This is a genomic window from Arthrobacter melezitosi, from assembly GCF_054511055.1.
On record NZ_JBTNDJ010000006.1, the window covers coordinates 95,962 to 112,338 of the forward strand.

The following is a 16,377-nucleotide window of genomic DNA, read 5'->3' on the forward strand; positions in this document are numbered from 1 at the left end:
GAAACAGGCGGATGGGGGACAGTGGTGGCGGAGCATGGGGAGCAGATCCCGCCCGGGGACGCGGCGGACGACGACGAACGGCGGCCGCTTGGTGCCGCGTTCTGGACCCTCTGGACCGCCTCCGGCCTGTCCAACCTCGCCGACGGCATCCTCAAGGTCGCGCTGCCCCTCCTGGCCCTGCGCTTCACCGATTCTCCCGCCCTGATCGCAGGGCTCGGTATCGCGCTGTCGATCCCCTGGCTGCTCTTCGCCCTTCCGGCCGGCGCGCTCGCCGACCGGAACGACAGGCGGCGGATCATGCTCACGGCCAACACCGCCCGCGCGGTGCTCCTCCTCGCCCTCGTCGCGGCCCTGCTGTCCGGCGCCGAACCGCTCTGGGCGCTCTACCTCGTCGCCTTCGGCATCGGCTGCTCGGAGACGGCCTACGACACCTCCGCCCAGTCGATCCTGCCGCAGGTGGTGCCCCGCCCCGTGCTCTCCCGGGCGAACGGCCGGCTCTTCGCGGCGGAGCTCACGGCCAACCAGTTCATCGGGCCGCCGCTTGGCGGCGCGCTCCTGGTCGTGGGCGCCACCCTGGCCCTCACCATCCCGGCCGCCCTGTGGGCGTGTGCGGTGGGGGCACTGCTGTTGGTGCGCGGCAACTTCCGGGTGGAGCGGGCGGTCTCCTCCTCGATGCGCGCCGACATCGCCGAGGGCCTGCGCTTCCTGTGGAGCCGGCCGCTGCTTCGGACGCTTGCGGTGATGGTCGGGGGATTCAACTTCGCCTCGAACGCGGCGTTCACCGTCTTCGTGCTCTTCGCCGTCGGCCCCGGTTCGGCCATGGGGCTCTCGGAGCCGGGGTTCGGGATCCTGCTGACCTCCGTCGCCGTCGGCAGCCTCCTCGGCTCGCTCGTCGCCGAGGCGGTCGAAAAGCGTCTGGGCCGCTCCCGGTCCCTGGTCGTGGCGATCCTGGCCAGCGTCCCCCTGATCGGTATCCCGGCCGTGACCGCCGACCCGCTGCTCGTGGGCCCCGCCTTCTTCGTGGGAGGGGCGGCCATCGCCGTCTGGAACGTCATCTCGGTGTCGCTGCGGCAGCGGATCACCCCGGACCGGCTGCTGGGACGGGTCAACAGCGCCTACCGCCTGCTGGCCTGGGGAACGATTCCGGCCGGTGCCGCCGCCGGCGGTCTCCTTGCCCAGTTCTTCGGACTGACGACGGTGTTCGCCATCATGGGGATCGTGTCGCTCGCACTGCTGCTGGGCATGCGGGTGGTGACCGAGCCGGCCATCGAGGCCGCGGAGCGCGACGCCGAAGGCGCCTGAACGGCCGTCCGCAACGTCGAAGAGGGGGCCGCCGGACCGGCTGTCAGGTCCTAATCGGCTGCCCCCGGCCGGCTCAGGGCAGTTCGAGGATCAGTTCCTTGACGACCGCGCCGCGGGCGTTGGCAAAGCCCTGGGCCTCGCCCACCCGCTGGAATCCCCAGCGCTCGAGGATGCGGATGGAGCTGACGTTGTCGACCACGGCCCGGGCGCGCAGGGGGCGTTCGGTCACCTCGTCGAGGAACTGGCCCACCGCCGCCGTCGTGATGCCCTGGCCCCAGTGGGCCTTGTCGACCCAGTAGCTGATTTCCGGCGTCTCCTCGTCCTTGTAGGCGAGGATGCTGCCGACGACTTCGCCGTCCGCAACGATCGTCCGCACGGTGATCCGCGGGTTATTGAGGATGTCCTGCCAGTGGTGGTCGAACACCCCGCGGTCGGCCGGATTCTTCGCCGCGAAACCCGCCATGTGGTTGGCGCTCGGGTCCAGCTGATGAGTGAAGAACTTGTCCAGGTCGGCGGCTTCAACGGGGCGGAGTTCAATCACAGCGGAACTTTCGGTTAGGCGGTGCGGTGGAAATCGGTAAGGAACCAGCGTACCTGCGGGGGCCGCGGATGCCGGTCTTAGGCGTTCAGGGCAGCCCAGGCCATATTCTCCAGCAGGAGCCGCAGCCCCCCGAGATCCCTGCTGCTCCTGCTGCCCTGGGTGGTGTGCGGAGTGGAGTTGATGAGCCCGAACACCGCGTGGGCCTTGCGCCGCAGCTGCACGAGGTCGGCTCCCGGGGTGCGGTCGGCCATGGCCTCGACCCATACCTCCAGGTAGCGGCGCTGCAGTGACCTCACCACCTGGGCGTCCTCCCGGGAGAGACTGCTCAGGTCCCGGTCCTGGACCCGGATGACGTTGGCGTTGCTGAGGGCGAAGTCGACCTGGAACTCGATGAGGCCGCGCAGCGCACTGTCGGCGTCGGCGGAGTTCTCGAGGACCGCCCGGCCCCCTTCGAGGAGATCCTCGCTGACCCCGGTCAGCAGCGCCGACAGCACCGCGGGCTTGCCGCTGAAGTGCCGGTAGACCGCCGGCCCGCTGACGCCGGCGGCGGCGCCGAGATCCTCGATGGAGACACCGTTATACCCGCGCTCGGCGAAGAGCTGGGCCGCCGCGCCCAGGAGGGCGGCACGCCGCGAGGCCTTGGCCAGGCTGCGGCCCGTGACCCGGTCGACGGTGGGCGGTGATTCCATGAAAGTATCCTTCGCGGCTGGTGTGTGTGCTCTTATTGTGGTGGACAGGCCGGTTAATAGCCACTAACCTAAACTCGGTTAGCGCTTACTAACTTAAGTCGTTTGAGGGAAGAGTCGATGGAGACGCTGACGTCGAAGGTGGACACCACCTCGCTGGATTTCTTGGAGAACGACGAGGCGCAGCGCCGCCTGGCCGGTGAACTGCGCGACCGTCTCGCGGAGACCGCCCTGGGCGGGCCGCCGCGGTCGCGCGAGCGCCATGTGGCGCGCGGGAAGCTCCTGCCGCGGGAACGCATCGACTTCCTGCTCGACGACGGCAGCCCCTTCCTCGAAATCGCCCCCTTGGCGGCCAACGGGATGTACGACGACGAATCACCCGGCGCCGGCGTGATCGCGGGCATCGGCCTGGTCCACGGGCGGCACGTCCTGGTCATCTCCAACGACGCAACGGTCAAGGGCGGCACCTACTACCCGCTGACGGTGAAGAAGCACCTGCGGGCCCAGGAGATCGCCCTCGAGAACAACCTGCCGTGCGTGTACCTCGTGGATTCGGGCGGTGCGTACCTGCCGAAGCAGGACGAGGTCTTCCCGGACCGGGAGCACTTCGGCCGCATCTTCTACAACCAGGCAACCCTCTCGGCGCGGAAGATCCCGCAGATCGCCGCGGTGCTGGGCTCCTGCACGGCCGGCGGCGCGTACGTCCCCGCCATGAGCGACGAAACGGTGATCGTCCGGAACCAGGGCACCATCTTCCTCGGTGGACCGCCGTTGGTGAAGGCGGCCATCGGTGAGGTCGTCACCGCGGAGGAACTCGGCGGCGGCGAGCTGCACTCGCGCGTTTCGGGGGTCACCGACCACCTTGCGGAGAACGACCACCACGCCCTCGAGATCGTGCGTGACATCATCTCGACGCTCCCGGTCCAGCGCCCCGCGGAGCAGACAGTGCCGGTGCAGCCACCCGCGGTGGACCCGGAGGAGCTCTACGGCGCCGTGCCGGTCGACGTCAACGCCTCCTACGACGTACGCGAGGTCATCGCGCGCCTCGTCGACGGAAGCCTCTTCCACGAGTTCAAGCGCGACTACGGCACGACCCTGGTCACCGGCTTCGCCACCCTGCACGGCCATCAGGTCGGCATCGTCGCCAACAACGGCGTGCTGTTCAGCGAATCGGCGCTCAAGGGCGCCCACTTCATCGAACTGTGCGACCAGCGCGGCATTCCGCTGATCTTCCTGCAGAACATCTCCGGGTTCATGGTCGGCAGGGACTCCGAGGCCGGCGGCATCGCCAAGAACGGCGCCAAGATGGTCACCGCCGTGGCGACCTGCAGGGTGCCCAAGCTCACGGTGGTGATCGGCGGCTCCTTCGGGGCCGGCAACTACTCGATGTGCGGCCGGGCGTACTCCCCGCGCTTCCTCTGGATGTGGCCGGCGAGCCGCATCTCCGTGATGGGCGGCAACCAGGCCTCCTCGGTGCTCAGCACCGTCAAGCGCGACCAGCTCGAGGCCCGCGGGGAAACCTGGAGCGCCGAGGAGGAGGCGGCGTTCACCGCCCCGATCCGGGAGCAGTACGAGGCCCAGGGCAGCCCCTACTATTCGACGGCGCGGCTGTGGGACGACGGCATCATCGACCCGGCCGACACCCGCACCGTCCTCGGGCTCGCCCTTGACGTGTGCTCCAACACCCCGCTGCCGGAGACCTCCTTCGGCCTCTTCCGGATGTGAGAACCATGACTCCACCAGCCCCCCAGCGGCCGCCCTTCACGACTGTGCTCGTCGCCAACCGCGGCGAGATCGCCTGCCGCGTCATCCGCACCCTGCGCTCCCTGGGCATCCGCTCCGTCGCCGTCTACAGCGACGCCGACGCCGGGGCCCGCCACGTCCGGGAGGCCGATACCGCGGTGCGGATCGGCCCCGCCTCCGCCGCCGAAAGCTACCTCAACGCCGAGGCGATCCTCGCCGCCTGCCGCCGGACCGGAGCCGAGGCGGTCCACCCCGGCTACGGGTTCCTCAGCGAAAACGCCGGGTTCGCCCGGGCGCTCGCCGAGGAGGGCATCGTCTTCATCGGCCCCGGAGTGCACGCCCTGAATGTCATGGGTGACAAGATCCGCTCGAAGAACCACGTGGCCGGTCACGGCGTGCCCGTCGTCCCGGGGCTCGCCGAGCCGGGGTTGACGGATAAACAGCTGATCGAGGCGGCCGAACACATCGGCTACCCGCTGCTCATCAAGCCCTCGGCCGGCGGCGGCGGCAAGGGGATGCACGCCGTGTACGAGCCGGAGGACCTGCCGGCGGTGCTGCTGACCGCCCGGCGCGTTGCCGCCTCCGCGTTCGGCGACGACACCCTGTTCCTCGAACGGCTCATCCCCACCCCGCGCCACATCGAGGTCCAGGTGCTGGCCGATTCGCATGGAAACGTCGTCCATCTGGGGGAGCGCGAGTGCTCCCTGCAGCGCCGGCACCAGAAGGTCATCGAGGAGGCGCCGTCGGCCCTGCTCACCGAGGCCACCCGCGCCCGCATCGGCGAGGCGGCCTGCAATGCCGCCCGCAGCGTGGACTACACCGGGGCGGGCACCGTCGAGTTCCTCGTCTCGGACGCCTCACCGGATGAGTTCTTCTTCATGGAGATGAACACGCGCCTGCAGGTGGAGCACCCGGTGACCGAACTGGTCACCGGCGTCGACCTCGTCGAGTGGCAGGTGCGCATCGCCGGAGGGGAGGCGCTCACCTTCGGGCAGGACGACGTCGTGCTCACCGGGCACGCCGTCGAGGCGCGCGTCTACGCGGAGAACCCGGAGGCCGGGTTCCTGCCCTCCTCGGGGACCGTGCTGCGCCTGGCGGAACCGGCGGGTGAGGGCATCCGGGTGGACAGCTCGCTCCTGCCCGGCCTGGCGATCCCCGCCGCCTACGATCCGATGCTCTCCAAGGTGATCGCCTGGGGCGCCGACCGCGCCGAGGCCCTTGAGCGGCTCGACGCGGCGCTCGCCTCCACCGTGGTGCTTGGCATCGACACGAACCTCGAATACCTGCGCCTGCTGATCGAGGACGACGACGTCCGGGCCGCCCGGCTCGACACCACCCTGATCGAGCGCAAACTGCCCGAGCTCGCCTTTCGGACCGTCACCGACGCCGAACTGGCCGTCCTCGCCGCCGGGATGCTCGCGTCCGATCCGCCCGCCGACGTGGCCGGACGGCCCGACGGCTGGGCCGGTGCGCCGCATGCGGGTGAGGTCGGCGCGCGGACCGAACTCCGGCCCTGGCAGCGCCGGGACGGCTTCCGCCTCGGCGGAGCAAAGCCCCGCCGGGTGCACCTGGAGGTTGGACCGAACGACATCCGGGAGATCGCGGTCCTGCCGGACTCCGCCGGAGGACCCGACGGGACCTTCACGGTCTCCGTCGACGGCGGGCAGGAAATGACCGTCCGGCTCGATGCCGCAGGAGGCGCCGTCGTCGACGGGCTGCGTACCGGGGCCGCGGTGGTGCACGCCGGCGGCGTGTCCTGGCTGGGGGAGGACGGCTGGTCGGTTGCGGTGCGCAGGCTCAGCCGGAGCGCCCGCCTGCAGGCCCAGCTCGCGCTGGTGGCACGCGCCGCCGGAACCGCCGATCCGCTCGTCCGCAGCCCCATGCCCGGCACCGTCGTGTCGGTGTCGGTCGAGGACGGCGACGCCGTCGAGGAGGGCCAGGTGCTCCTCGCCGTCGAGGCGATGAAGATGGAGCACCAGCTCCGCGCCGCGGTCGCCGGCACCGTCCACCTCACCCTGAAACCCGGCGACCTCGTGAAGGCCGACCAGGTCGTCGCCAGCATCCACATCGAGGCAGCCGACCGTGCCGGGTTCGAAGCGGCCGGCCCGGAAACACCAGCGCAGGAACCAACAGCGAAGGAAGTATCAGCACGATGAACTTTGAACTGACCGAGGAATACCAGGACCTCGTGGACACTGTGCGTGAATTCGCCGACGAGGTCGTCGCGCCGGTCTCCGCCAAGCACGACGAGGAGCACAGCTTCCCCTACGACGTCGTCAAGCAGATGGCGGACATGGGCCTGTTCGGCCTGCCGTTTCCCGAGGAGTACGGCGGAATGGGCGGGGACTACTTCGCGCTGTGCCTCGCGCTCGAGCAGCTCGCCCGGGTCGACCAGTCGGTGGCCATCACCCTGGAGGCGGGGGTCTCGCTCGGCGCCATGCCGGTGTTCAGGTTCGGCACCGAGGAACAGAAGCAGCAGTGGCTGCCGTCCCTGGCCTCCGGCAAGGCGCTGGGCGGGTTCGGCCTGACCGAATCCGAGGCCGGATCGGACGCCTCCGGCACCCGCACCACCGCCCGGCTCGAGGACGGTCCCAACGGCCGCGAATGGGTCATCAACGGCACCAAGGAGTTCATCACCAACTCGGGGACCGACATCACCAGCCTGGTCACCGTCACCGCGGTGACCGGTACCTCCGAGGGCCCCGACGGCACGGTGAAGAAGGAGATCTCGACAATCCTCGTGCCCTCGGACACCCCGGGCTTCACCGCCGAGAAGGCCTACAACAAGGTCGGCTGGAACGCCTCCGACACCCACCCGCTGACCCTGCGCGATGTGCGGGTACCCGAGGCGAACCTGCTGGGCACCCGCGGCCGGGGCTACGCGAACTTCCTGCAGATCCTCGACGAGGGCCGGATCGCCATCGCGGCACTTGCCACCGGGGCGGCCCAGGGGTGTGTCGAGCAGTCGCTGAAGTACGCCAAGGAACGCCAGGCGTTCGGGACGAACATCGGGTCCTACCAGTCCATCCAGTTCAAGATCGCCCGCATGCAGGCCCGCGCGCACACCGCGCGCCTCGCCTACTACGACGCCGCCTCCCGGATGCTCGCCGGGAAGCCGTTCAAGACCCAGGCCTCAATCGCCAAGCTGGTCGCGGGTGAGGCCGCGATGGACAATGCGCGGGACGCAACCCAGATCTTCGGCGGGTACGGTTTCATCAACGAGTTCACCGTCTCCCGGCACTACCGGGATTCGAAGATCCTCGAAATCGGCGAGGGCACCACCGAGGTTCAGCTGATGCTGATCGCGCGCGAGCTGGGCCTGTAACCTGCCAACAACGGAGTTGAAGGAGACGCAGTGATCGACAAAGTTGTGGCAAGCGCGGCGGAGGCCGTCGCCGACATCCCCGACGGCGCAAGCCTCGCCGTCGGCGGGTTCGGCCTGTGCGGGATTCCCTCGGTGCTGATCGACGCCCTGCATGCGCAGGGGACCGGGAACCTGGAGACCATCAGCAACAACTGCGGGGTCGACGAGTGGGGGCTCGGGGTCCTGCTGATGGACCACCGGATCCGCCGCACCATCAGCTCCTACGTGGGGGAGAACAAGGAGTTCGCCCGCCAGTACCTGTCGGGTGAACTCGAGGTCGAGCTGACCCCCCAGGGCACGCTCGCCGAGAAGCTGCGCGCCGGCGGCGCCGGCATCCCCGCGTTCTACACCACCGCCGGGGTCGGCACGCTGGTGAGCGAGGGCGGGCTGCCGCAGAAGTACGACGCCGAGGGGAACGTGCTCGTGTCCTCGAAGCCGAAGGAGGTGCGCACCTTCGACGGCGTCGAGTACGTGCTCGAGGAGTCGGTGCGCCCCGACTTCGCGCTGGTCCACGCCTGGAAGGGAGACCGCCACGGCAACCTCGTCTTCCACGCGACGGCGATGAACTTCAACCCGCTGTGCGCCCAGGCCGGCCGGATCACCATCGCCGAGGTGGAGGAGCTGGTGGAGCCGGGCGAGCTCGATCCCGAACACATCCACCTGCCCGGGATCTTCGTGCAGAGGGTCGTCCACGCCCCCGACGTCGAAAAGCGGATCGAGAAGCGCACGGTGTCGCTGACCGCCACCGAACCAACTCCAGCGAAGGAGGCCTGAGGTTATGGCACTGTCACGGAACGAACTCGCGGCCCGGGTGGCCCAGGAGCTCGAGAACGGCCAGTACGTCAACCTCGGCATTGGCATGCCGACGCTGATCCCCAACTACATCCCCGATTCAGTCGAGGTCGTGCTGCACTCGGAGAACGGCATCCTCGGCGTCGGGCCGTATCCGACCGAGGACCGGCTCGATCCGGACCTCATCAACGCGGGCAAGGAGACGGTCACGGCCAATGCCGGGGCGTCCTTCTTCGACTCCTCGGCGTCCTTCGGCATGGTCCGCGGAGGGCACGTCGACCTTGCGGTGCTCGGCGCCATGGAGGTCGCAGCCAATGGAGACCTTGCCAACTGGGTGATCCCCGGAAAGATGGTCAAGGGCATGGGCGGCGCGATGGACCTGGTGTTCGGCGCCAAGCGGCTGATCGTGATGATGGAGCACGTCGACCGCGCCGGGAACCCGAAGATCGTCGAACGCTGTTCGCTGCCGCTGACGGGCAGGGGCTGCGTCGACCGGATCATCACCGACCTCGCAGTGATCGACGTCGACCCCACGCGCGGCGGCGGAACGCTTGTGCTGCGGGAGACGGCACCGGGGGTGGGCGTTGAGGAAGTGATCGCTCGGACCGGTGCTCCCCTTGAGGTCCGCATCGATGGGTGAGGCGTCGATGGGTGGGCTGCAGGAGCCGACGCAGGGCGGGGTGGTTATCCAGCGGGGGCTGTACTTCGATGAGCTGAGGACCGGGGTGAGGTACGCGCACCGCCCCGGCCGCACCCTGACCGAGGCCGACAACGTGCTCTTCACGACCCTGACGATGAACACGCAGGGCCTTCACCTTGACGCCGCCTGGTCGCAGGGCCAGCCCTTCGGGCAGCGGCTCGTCAACTCGATGCTGACCCTGGCAACGCTCGTGGGCCAGTCGGTCAGCCAGCTCACCCAGGGCACCATCGTGGCGCAGCTTGGGCTGACGGACATCCGGTTTCCCCATCCGCTCTTCCATGGCGACACCCTGTACACCGAAACGGAGATCACCGGGGTGCGGGAATCATCCTCCCGCCCCGGGCAGGGCATCGTCACCATGGTGCACACCGGCCGGAACCAGGACGGCGTGGTCGTGGCGTCCGCGGAGCGTTCGGTGCTGATGTGGTCGAAGGCCGGCCATGAGGCGGCAGATCATGAGGCTGCACGCCCTGAGCCGCTCGAACCTGAAGGGGAGGACTCATGAGTGGTTTCACGATGGGCCCGTCGCTGCTGTTCTGTCCGGCGGACCGGCCGGAACGGTACCGCAAGGCCGCGGAGCGGGCCGACGCCGTCATCCTCGACCTCGAAGACGCCGTCGCGCCGGAGAACAAGGAAGCCGCGCGGGAAGCGCTCGTCGACAGTGCGCTGGATCCGGAGCGCACGATCGTGCGCATCAACCCGGTGCCGACGGGGGACTTCCTGCGTGACTGTGCGGCGCTGCGCCGCACCTCCTACCGCACGATCATGCTCGCCAAGGCCGGTTCGGGCGGCGACCTCCGCGACGTCGGCCTGCACCTGCCGTCCTATGACGTGATCGCGCTGTGCGAGACGGCCGCGGGAATCCTCAAGGCGCCGCACATTGCGATCCAGCCCAACGTCTCGGCGTTGATGTGGGGCGCCGAGGACCTCGTCGCCTCGCTCGGCGGGACCTCGAGCCGCGGCAGGGATGGCGCCTACCGCGGAGTGGCCGCCCACGCGCGCTCGCAGGTGCTCCTCGCGGCGGGTGCCGCCGGAATTCCCGCCATCGACGCCGTGTACCTGGACATCCCCGATCTCGACGGTCTCGCGGCGGAGGCCGAGGACGCGGCGGCATCGGGTTTCTTCGCCAAGGCCTGCATCCACCCCAGCCAGGCCGAGCCGGTACGCCGTGCCTATGCGCCGAACGAGAAGGAGGTCGAGCAGGCCCGCGAGCTGCTGCGGGAGGCCGCGGGCCGGGGCGGCGTCTTCCAGTACCAGGGGCGCATGATCGACGGCCCGATCCTGCGGCACGCCGAACAGGTGCTCGCGCGGGCGCGCGACTGACATTCCGGGGCTGAGTCTGCGGAACGTCCAGTCAGCCCGACGCCGGTGGAGCCTCCTCATAGAGGTTCGCCCTGGTCCGGCGTCCCGGCGCAGGTTCCGAAGCCACCACCCTGCGCTCAGGCGTAGTGGCTCGAACCCGCACGGCTGCGTCCGGCTGGGAGCGGCGGACGGTGGAAAAACAAGCCGTACAACGACAGGCACGTGAGGGCGAACGCAATCAGCGGCAGGGTCTGCTCCTTCATGAGGACCAGAATCGACAGATGCAGCAGGGTACCGAGTACCGCCGCTTCCCGTCGGGTGGATCGACGCCACAGACCCACAGCGAGAATGAGTTCGACCGCGATGCTGGCGCATGCGGTCAGGGTGAACAGCCACCAGGGCATCGGGAGCCAGATCCACTGCGCGAGCGGCGCGCCCGAGAGGTATTCGGTGTTGAGCTTGCTGACCGCCGCAAAGAAGTAGCAGACGGAGAGCTGGGTCATCATCAGGAGTTGCGGCCACCACGGAACCTGCCCGGGCTGCGACCCAGCCGGGGGCTCCGGTGCCGATGAGGCCGCCACCCGCGACCTGAACCACCGCGGCAATGACAACGCCCGGTCCGACCGGGCGAAGATCAGGTAGGCCACCAGAAGCGTGGCAAGGAAGCGGTGGCCACTGTAGGTCTGCTGGTCCCAGAGGAACACCCAGATATTCAGGGCCGTCGACAGGGCCGCGGCTCCGGAAGCCCGCCATCCCAAGATCAGGGCCACCGCTGCGGCCCCCGCGAGCACCGTATAGAGGAGAACCCCTCCGGACGTCGGGGAGGGAATAGCCCCGTGGACCGGCAGCGCGAGCCGGCCGTCGGCGACGGAGCGCAGCAGGGCGAACATCTCCCCGGTGTTCAAAAGGGTTGCTATGCCCAGCCCGATACGGGCCAGGGCGATCGGCCGGGCGTCGACCTCGATCTCCGTCAGGCGCATCGAAGGGTTCGCTCCCGCCCGGATTGGGTCACGGTGACCCGTGCGGCGTGCGGTTCGGCCGCGCAGATTTCCTCCGGCAGCACCTTCGTCCAGTCAAGTTCGGCCCGGAGCGCACCAGGGAGGATCCGGGAGAGATCAACCTCGACCGGCTTCCCGTCGTCGTCGAGCGCCTCGACGACGACGCCGCCCTGCGCGGAGTACATCTGGAAACCAAAGCGGGTCGGCAGGTCACCGAACAGTGCGACGGCAGGCACGGCAACCTGCAGCAGGATCGCGAGGGCGATGGCGCGCTCCGCCACGCCCGGCAGGCGCCGGGCTCCCAGGAGCCGCCGACCTCCAGGTTCCCCTTGTGGCACGGGCCCGCTTCGCTGCCCGGGCCCGTGCCGGGGCCCCTGCTCGTCCTCCGAGCCAGGCTGGTGCGGCGGCACGGCCGCGTCCCCCATCGACATATCGACCATTATGCGTTCCGTGGTGGGGTTGGCGGGGGATGAGCGGGTGTGTGCCGTCGTGGGGTTGGCGGCGGATCCGGGAGTGCATACCGCGACGCGTGCTGCGACGCTCAGAACGGGGGCGGCTCGGCCAGCTGTCCCGGTGGCGCCGTGGTGTAGTGGCGGCCGGTGGGTGATTTCCATTTCAGGGTGCCGCAGTCGTTCTCCAGCAGGTTCCAGCAGGTGACCGACTTGTACATGTGGTGCTTGCGGCAGAGATGGGCGAGGTTCCCGTGGTCGGTCGGACCGCCCCTCGACCAGGGAATGCTGTGGTCGATCTCGGAGTGCGCCGCCGAGCGGCCACACCCGGGGAAGCGGCAGGTCGCGTCGCGGTACCGGAGCCACCGCCGCAGCGTCGTCGACGGCAGCCGGACCTTCCGGCCCAGGGCGAGCACGTTCCGGCCCTCGGAGGTCAGCAGAGGGAGGAAGCTGCCGGACAGGGCCGCGAGCTCCCTCGCTGTTTCCGGGGAGATGGGCCCGTATCCCTCGAGCTCGGCGGGATGGTCGGTGACGCCGAGGAGGGTGGAGACATCCATGGTGATCAGGACATCGGCTGACGCGGCATGGTCGGGCCCACCCGCCGGGGAGCCCGTCCTGGTCAGGAGATCGGCGAAAACGTCCGCCCGCAGCTGCGTCAGGGTCCGCGGCTCGTTCGGCCCCTGCACCGCCTTCGCCAGTGAGGTGAGGCGGTGATAGGCGGCCGTCGCCGCGTCCGCGGGCAGGTAGGCGGAGAACCAGCACATTCCGTCGAGATCGGGCGCAAGGGAAACCCTGCGGTCGGACGCTGCCTTCCGTGCGCGCTGCAGGATCGTCTCGGGGTGATGCTTCTCCCTCTCGCGCCGGCTGGTGCGGGCCAGTTCTGCCGTTGTCTGGGTGGGTGCCCCGGCAAGGAGGTGCTCCTCGAAACCGGTCCGGGCCCCCGCCGGCAGGAGGAGTGCCTCGTCAACGATCGTCTGTGCCTGCCGGTGATTGAGCTGTCCGTCGCGCAGGGCCGTGAGGGTTGCCGGAAAGTCCTCGCACAGGAGACGGGCGGTCCGCAGCTTTCCCAGGGCCGTACGTTCAGGGATGCGGAGCGCGCAGGCCGCCTCGGTGGCCGCAAGGCTTGTCGCGAGATCCTCATCCAGCCGGCGCAGGGCGGCCCCCACGGTTCCGCCGGCTTCGATCGCTGCCGGGACGGGATTCCGGGCGGCGGCGTCGAGGAAGTTCTGTTCGAGCAGGTGCAGGATCCGCGCCTGGCCGGCGTGCGCCCAACTGATCAGTGACTCAAGGTACCCCAGGGCCGCAACAAGCCCGGGCCCATCGAGTTCTTCGGGGGAGAGCAACGCAATCGCACCGCTGACCCCTGGCCGGGGTGCATTTCCCCGGGGCGTGGGCGCCTTCGCCGTTGCTTCCATAACCCCACTGTGTCACCCGCCACTGACATTCCTGGCGGCCGGTGAACAGCGGTGGGCCCCGGAATCGGGAGACCCTCCTCCGGCTGTTACGGCCGCCGGCCGGCAGTAGCGGGAACCTGCAATCGATCTATGTATGCATATCGCATATAATTGGGTTATGGATTCAGCACTTGAGACAGCAATCTCCGAGTGGCACGAAAGCGTCAACGAAGGCTCCCCGGAGCGGTCGGCGCGGGCCGTCGGTGACCCGATCGTCGTCCTCGGCCCACGGGGCGCAGCCGCCATCACCCCGGAGGAGTTCGCAGGGTGGGTGCAGCGGTCGCAGATTCGGCTGGTCCCACGCTCGTGGCATCCGATCGATGAGCACCTGATGGTCGTCGAGGAGGACGCCACCTGGCCGGAGAGCGCATCCCCGACCCGGGTGGCTACCGTCTTCCGGGTTCGCGGCGGGAAGGTGACAGCAGCCCTCCGGCTGCCCGACCTGAAGGCGGCCCTGGAACTGGCTGCGATCTGCCGCGAGATGGGCGCCACCGAATGAGCGCCCCGGGGCCGGGACAGGTCCTGTTCGAGTTCGTCCGGCACTGGTCCCGACGGTCCTCACCGGGCGGCCAGGCGGTCGCCGAGCGAGGAAGGCACGTGCTCGTGACCGAAGCGGTCCACTCCCTGGTCCGAGGGGGATCCGCTCCAACGGTCAACGCCATCGCCCGTGAGATCGGCATCGACCAGAGCGGAGCGTCCCGACTTGTGGGAAGCGCAGCGGAGGCCGGGTACCTCGCCGTCCAGGCACCGACGACGGACGGCCGCCGGCGCCAGGTGACCGTCACTCCAAGCGGGCACGCCCTCCTGGAACAGGCCCATGAGTGGCAGGAACGCGTTTTCGAGCGCCTCACCGAGGGCTGGAGCGAGCACAGGCGCCGGGATTTCCACCAGGCGATGACGGACCTGATCACCCGGTCCCACGCATTGGAAGACTGACCCCGCTGTTGGTCCGCAGGGCGGGCGGGGGAATGTGCCGTGAGCCACAACCGTTGTGCCCGGTATGAGAACAGTGATCGCAGGAGCCCATGGAAAGATCGCCCGTGAACTGACCCGCCGACTCGTGGCACAGGGCCACAGCGTCACGGGGTTGATCCGCAACCCCGACCACGCCGCCGACCTGACGCAGGACGGCGCCGACCCGGTGGTCCTCGACCTGGAGGCGGCCACCGCCCGGCAGGTGGCCGACATCCTCTCCGCCGCCCAGGCCGATGCCGTCGTCTTCGCCGCCGGAGCAGGCCCGGGCAGCGGTGCCGGCCGCAAGGACACCGTCGACCGCGCCGCCTCGGTGCTCCTCGCCGACGCCGCCGAACTCGCCGGAGTGGGACGCTTCGTCCAGATCTCCTCAATGGGGGCCGACTCCGTGGACGGCGGCGCCCGGCCCGACGGCATGGACGACGTGTTCTACGCCTACCTGGTGGCCAAACGCGCCGCGGAGCAGGACCTGCAGTCCCGGAAGCACCTGAACTGGACGATCGTGCGCCCGGGCGGATTGACCGACGAACCCGGGACCGGGCGGGTGAAGCTCGCCGCCAAGACGGGCTTCGGCACCGTTCCCCGCGCCGACGTCGCCTCCGTCCTCGCCGCGCTGCTGGTCGCCAACACCGGCCGCTCGGCCGTCCTCGAACTCACCTCGGGGGAGGAAACCGTGCGCGACGCCGTCACCGCGCTCGCCTAGCACCGGCGGCCCGATCGTTTCTGCTGACGGCGCGCGGTGCGGGATACTGAAGCCATGGACTTCACCGACCTTCCGCGCGGCCACCGCCGCGTCGTCCTGCTGGGCTCCACCGGGTCGATCGGCACCCAGGCGCTCGAGGTGATCGCGCAGGCTCCGGACCGGTTCAGTGTCGCCGCGCTCGCCGCCGGGGGCCGCAATCCCGCAATGCTGGCACAGCAGGCGGTGGCAACCCGCGCGGCCGCCGTCGGTGCTGCGCTCTGCAGCGAAAGCGACCTTGAGCGTGCCATCGGCAAGGCAGCGGACGCCGCCGGCGTGCACGGGTACGCCCCGCAGATCGTCGCCGGACCGGACGCCGCGCAGCGCCTGGCCGCCTGGCCGGAGGCCGACGTCGTCCTCAACGGCATCACCGGGTCGATCGGACTGGCGCCCACCCTCGCGGCACTGAAGGCGGGGCACCTGCTCGCCCTGGCCAATAAGGAATCGCTGATCGTGGGAGGCCAGCTCGTGAAGGACGCCGCGGCGCCCGGGCAGCTCGTGCCTGTCGACTCCGAGCACTCGGCGCTCGCGCAGGCCCTCCGGTCCGGCCTCCCGGACGAGGTGGAGCGGCTGGTGCTCACCGCCTCCGGCGGGCCCTTCCGCGGCATGTCCGCCTCCGACCTCACCGCCGTCACCCCCGCCCAGGCGCTCGCCCACCCCACCTGGACCATGGGCAGGGTGGTCACCACCAACTCCGCCACGATGGTCAACAAGGCCCTCGAGGTCATCGAGGCGCACCTGCTCTTCGACATCCCGCTGGAGCGGATCGACGTCGTGGTGCACCCCCAGTCGGTCATCCACTCGATGGTCCAGTTCGTGGACGGCTCGACCATCGCCCAGGCCTCGCCGCCCGACATGCGCCTGCCCATCGCGCTCGGCATCGGCTGGCCCTACCGTGTGCCGGGTTCCGCCGCGGCGTGCGACTGGAGCACGGCAGCGACCTGGACCTTCGAACCGCTCGATGAGGAGGCCTTCCCCGCCGTGCGCCTGGCGAAGGCCGCCGCCGCGGCCGGAGGAACCTCGATGGCCGTGTTCAATGCCGCCAACGAGGAGGCCGTCGAGGCCTTCCACGCGGGCGCCATCGGCTTCACCGACATCGTCGGGACGGTTACGGCGGTTCTCGCCGAGCTCGGTGGCACTGGCTCGCCAGGTGCCGCAGCGGGCGGCGCCGGCACCGGCGCCGTCACCCTTGAGGACGTGCTCGACGCCGAACAACGGGCACGCGCCGCCGCCCGCGCCCGTTGTGGAGTGCAGGAAACCCCCGCCGGTGAGGCCGATACCGGGCGCCCGCCGGCGCGCGGCGCAACGCCCTGACGGCACACGAAATCGAAGGAA

General features: G+C 69.7%; 17 protein-coding genes. 12 read left to right on the top strand and 5 right to left on the bottom strand.

Annotated features, from left to right (window positions below; all coding sequences use genetic code 11):
• Window positions 1–24 precede the first annotated feature (24 nt).
• Window positions 25–1,302 (top strand): MFS transporter, encoded by a 1,278-nt coding sequence (locus ACX80W_RS08900; protein ID WP_459282395.1) that lies wholly within the window; start codon window positions 25–27, stop codon window positions 1,300–1,302.
• A gap of 73 nt (window positions 1,303–1,375) precedes the next feature.
• On the opposite strand, the gene ACX80W_RS08905 is transcribed toward ACX80W_RS08900, so the two are convergent.
• Window positions 1,376–1,843, bottom strand: a complete 468-nt coding sequence (locus ACX80W_RS08905) for a GNAT family N-acetyltransferase (protein WP_459282397.1) — start codon at window positions 1,841–1,843, stop codon at window positions 1,376–1,378.
• 77 nt (window positions 1,844–1,920) lie between these two features.
• Window positions 1,921–2,532: a TetR/AcrR family transcriptional regulator gene (locus tag ACX80W_RS08910; protein ID WP_459282399.1), complete on the bottom strand. Its 612-nt coding sequence runs from the start codon at window positions 2,530–2,532 to the stop codon at window positions 1,921–1,923.
• Between the two features lie 117 nt (window positions 2,533–2,649).
• Here ACX80W_RS08910 and ACX80W_RS08915 point away from each other — a divergent pair, with 117 nt between their 5' ends.
• From ACX80W_RS08915 to ACX80W_RS08945, 7 genes are read left to right on the top strand one after another with little or no spacing between them, the layout of a single operon-like run.
• Window positions 2,650–4,254, top strand: coding sequence for a carboxyl transferase domain-containing protein (locus ACX80W_RS08915; RefSeq protein ID WP_459282400.1), 1,605 nt, complete (start codon window positions 2,650–2,652; stop codon window positions 4,252–4,254).
• Window positions 4,255–4,259: 5 nt separating this feature from the next.
• Complete coding sequence (locus ACX80W_RS08920) at window positions 4,260–6,428, top strand: acetyl/propionyl/methylcrotonyl-CoA carboxylase subunit alpha (protein WP_459282402.1); 2,169 nt, start codon at window positions 4,260–4,262, stop codon at window positions 6,426–6,428.
• Window positions 6,425–7,597, top strand: coding sequence for an acyl-CoA dehydrogenase family protein (locus tag ACX80W_RS08925; protein WP_459282403.1), 1,173 nt, complete (start codon window positions 6,425–6,427; stop codon window positions 7,595–7,597). The genes ACX80W_RS08920 and ACX80W_RS08925 overlap by 4 nt, the downstream gene beginning before the upstream one ends.
• Before the next feature lie 30 nt (window positions 7,598–7,627).
• Entirely contained in the window at window positions 7,628–8,410 is a 783-nt protein-coding gene (locus ACX80W_RS08930) for a CoA transferase subunit A (RefSeq protein ID WP_459282404.1), read from the top strand.
• Window positions 8,411–8,414: 4 nt separating this feature from the next.
• Complete coding sequence (locus ACX80W_RS08935) at window positions 8,415–9,068, top strand: CoA transferase subunit B (protein ID WP_459282406.1); 654 nt, start codon at window positions 8,415–8,417, stop codon at window positions 9,066–9,068.
• On the top strand, window positions 9,061–9,633 hold the full coding sequence (locus ACX80W_RS08940; RefSeq protein ID WP_459282408.1) for a MaoC family dehydratase: 573 nt from the start codon (window positions 9,061–9,063) through the stop codon (window positions 9,631–9,633). Before ACX80W_RS08935 ends, ACX80W_RS08940 begins: the two co-directional genes overlap by 8 nt.
• Window positions 9,630–10,451: an HpcH/HpaI aldolase/citrate lyase family protein gene (locus ACX80W_RS08945; protein ID WP_459282409.1), complete on the top strand. Its 822-nt coding sequence runs from the start codon at window positions 9,630–9,632 to the stop codon at window positions 10,449–10,451. Before ACX80W_RS08940 ends, ACX80W_RS08945 begins: the two co-directional genes overlap by 4 nt.
• Before the next feature lie 116 nt (window positions 10,452–10,567).
• On the opposite strand, the gene ACX80W_RS08950 is transcribed toward ACX80W_RS08945, so the two are convergent.
• From ACX80W_RS08950 to ACX80W_RS08960, 3 genes are all read right to left on the bottom strand, one after another.
• Window positions 10,568–11,410, bottom strand: a complete 843-nt coding sequence (locus ACX80W_RS08950) for an HTTM domain-containing protein (RefSeq protein ID WP_459282411.1) — start codon at window positions 11,408–11,410, stop codon at window positions 10,568–10,570.
• On the bottom strand, window positions 11,401–11,709 hold the full coding sequence (locus ACX80W_RS08955) for a hypothetical protein (protein WP_459282413.1): 309 nt from the start codon (window positions 11,707–11,709) through the stop codon (window positions 11,401–11,403). The genes ACX80W_RS08950 and ACX80W_RS08955 overlap by 10 nt, the downstream gene beginning before the upstream one ends.
• 260 nt (window positions 11,710–11,969) lie before the next feature.
• Window positions 11,970–13,292, bottom strand: a complete 1,323-nt coding sequence (locus ACX80W_RS08960) for an HNH endonuclease signature motif containing protein (RefSeq protein WP_459282415.1) — start codon at window positions 13,290–13,292, stop codon at window positions 11,970–11,972.
• Window positions 13,293–13,449: 157 nt separating this feature from the next.
• Between ACX80W_RS08960 and ACX80W_RS08965 the strand changes: the two genes are divergently transcribed.
• The 4 genes from ACX80W_RS08965 to dxr all read left to right on the top strand — a co-directional run bounded on the left by ACX80W_RS08965 (window position 13,450) and on the right by dxr (window position 16,356).
• Window positions 13,450–13,830 (top strand): hypothetical protein, encoded by a 381-nt coding sequence (locus ACX80W_RS08965; RefSeq protein ID WP_459282417.1) that lies wholly within the window; start codon window positions 13,450–13,452, stop codon window positions 13,828–13,830.
• Entirely contained in the window at window positions 13,827–14,267 is a 441-nt protein-coding gene (locus ACX80W_RS08970; protein ID WP_459282419.1) for a MarR family winged helix-turn-helix transcriptional regulator, read from the top strand. The genes ACX80W_RS08965 and ACX80W_RS08970 overlap by 4 nt, the downstream gene beginning before the upstream one ends.
• A gap of 64 nt (window positions 14,268–14,331) precedes the next feature.
• Window positions 14,332–15,006 (top strand): SDR family oxidoreductase, encoded by a 675-nt coding sequence (locus ACX80W_RS08975; protein ID WP_459282421.1) that lies wholly within the window; start codon window positions 14,332–14,334, stop codon window positions 15,004–15,006.
• Window positions 15,007–15,060: 54 nt separating this feature from the next.
• Window positions 15,061–16,356, top strand: coding sequence for a 1-deoxy-D-xylulose-5-phosphate reductoisomerase (gene dxr / locus ACX80W_RS08980; RefSeq protein ID WP_459282423.1), 1,296 nt, complete (start codon window positions 15,061–15,063; stop codon window positions 16,354–16,356).
• Window positions 16,357–16,377 lie beyond the last annotated feature (21 nt).

What these genes read in the sequence shown, in the direction of transcription:
- ACX80W_RS08915 (WP_459282400.1), top strand. Translation starts at nt 2,650, where the DNA reads ATGGAGACGCTGACGTCGAAGGTGGACACCACCTCGCTGGATTTCTTG.
- ACX80W_RS08970 (WP_459282419.1), top strand. Translation starts at nt 13,827, where the DNA reads ATGAGCGCCCCGGGGCCGGGACAGGTCCTGTTCGAGTTCGTCCGGCAC.
- dxr (WP_459282423.1), top strand. Translation starts at nt 15,061, where the DNA reads ATGGACTTCACCGACCTTCCGCGCGGCCACCGCCGCGTCGTCCTGCTG.
- ACX80W_RS08965 (WP_459282417.1), top strand. Translation starts at nt 13,450, where the DNA reads ATGGATTCAGCACTTGAGACAGCAATCTCCGAGTGGCACGAAAGCGTC.
- ACX80W_RS08975 (WP_459282421.1), top strand. Translation starts at nt 14,332, where the DNA reads ATGAGAACAGTGATCGCAGGAGCCCATGGAAAGATCGCCCGTGAACTG.
- ACX80W_RS08960 (WP_459282415.1), bottom strand. Translation starts at nt 13,292, where the DNA reads ATGGAAGCAACGGCGAAGGCGCCCACGCCCCGGGGAAATGCACCCCGG.
- ACX80W_RS08910 (WP_459282399.1), bottom strand. Translation starts at nt 2,532, where the DNA reads ATGGAATCACCGCCCACCGTCGACCGGGTCACGGGCCGCAGCCTGGCC.
- ACX80W_RS08940 (WP_459282408.1), top strand. Translation starts at nt 9,061, where the DNA reads ATGGGTGAGGCGTCGATGGGTGGGCTGCAGGAGCCGACGCAGGGCGGG.
- ACX80W_RS08945 (WP_459282409.1), top strand. Translation starts at nt 9,630, where the DNA reads ATGAGTGGTTTCACGATGGGCCCGTCGCTGCTGTTCTGTCCGGCGGAC.
- ACX80W_RS08935 (WP_459282406.1), top strand. Translation starts at nt 8,415, where the DNA reads ATGGCACTGTCACGGAACGAACTCGCGGCCCGGGTGGCCCAGGAGCTC.
- ACX80W_RS08950 (WP_459282411.1), bottom strand. Translation starts at nt 11,410, where the DNA reads ATGCGCCTGACGGAGATCGAGGTCGACGCCCGGCCGATCGCCCTGGCC.
- ACX80W_RS08925 (WP_459282403.1), top strand. Translation starts at nt 6,425, where the DNA reads ATGAACTTTGAACTGACCGAGGAATACCAGGACCTCGTGGACACTGTG.
- ACX80W_RS08920 (WP_459282402.1), top strand. Translation starts at nt 4,260, where the DNA reads ATGACTCCACCAGCCCCCCAGCGGCCGCCCTTCACGACTGTGCTCGTC.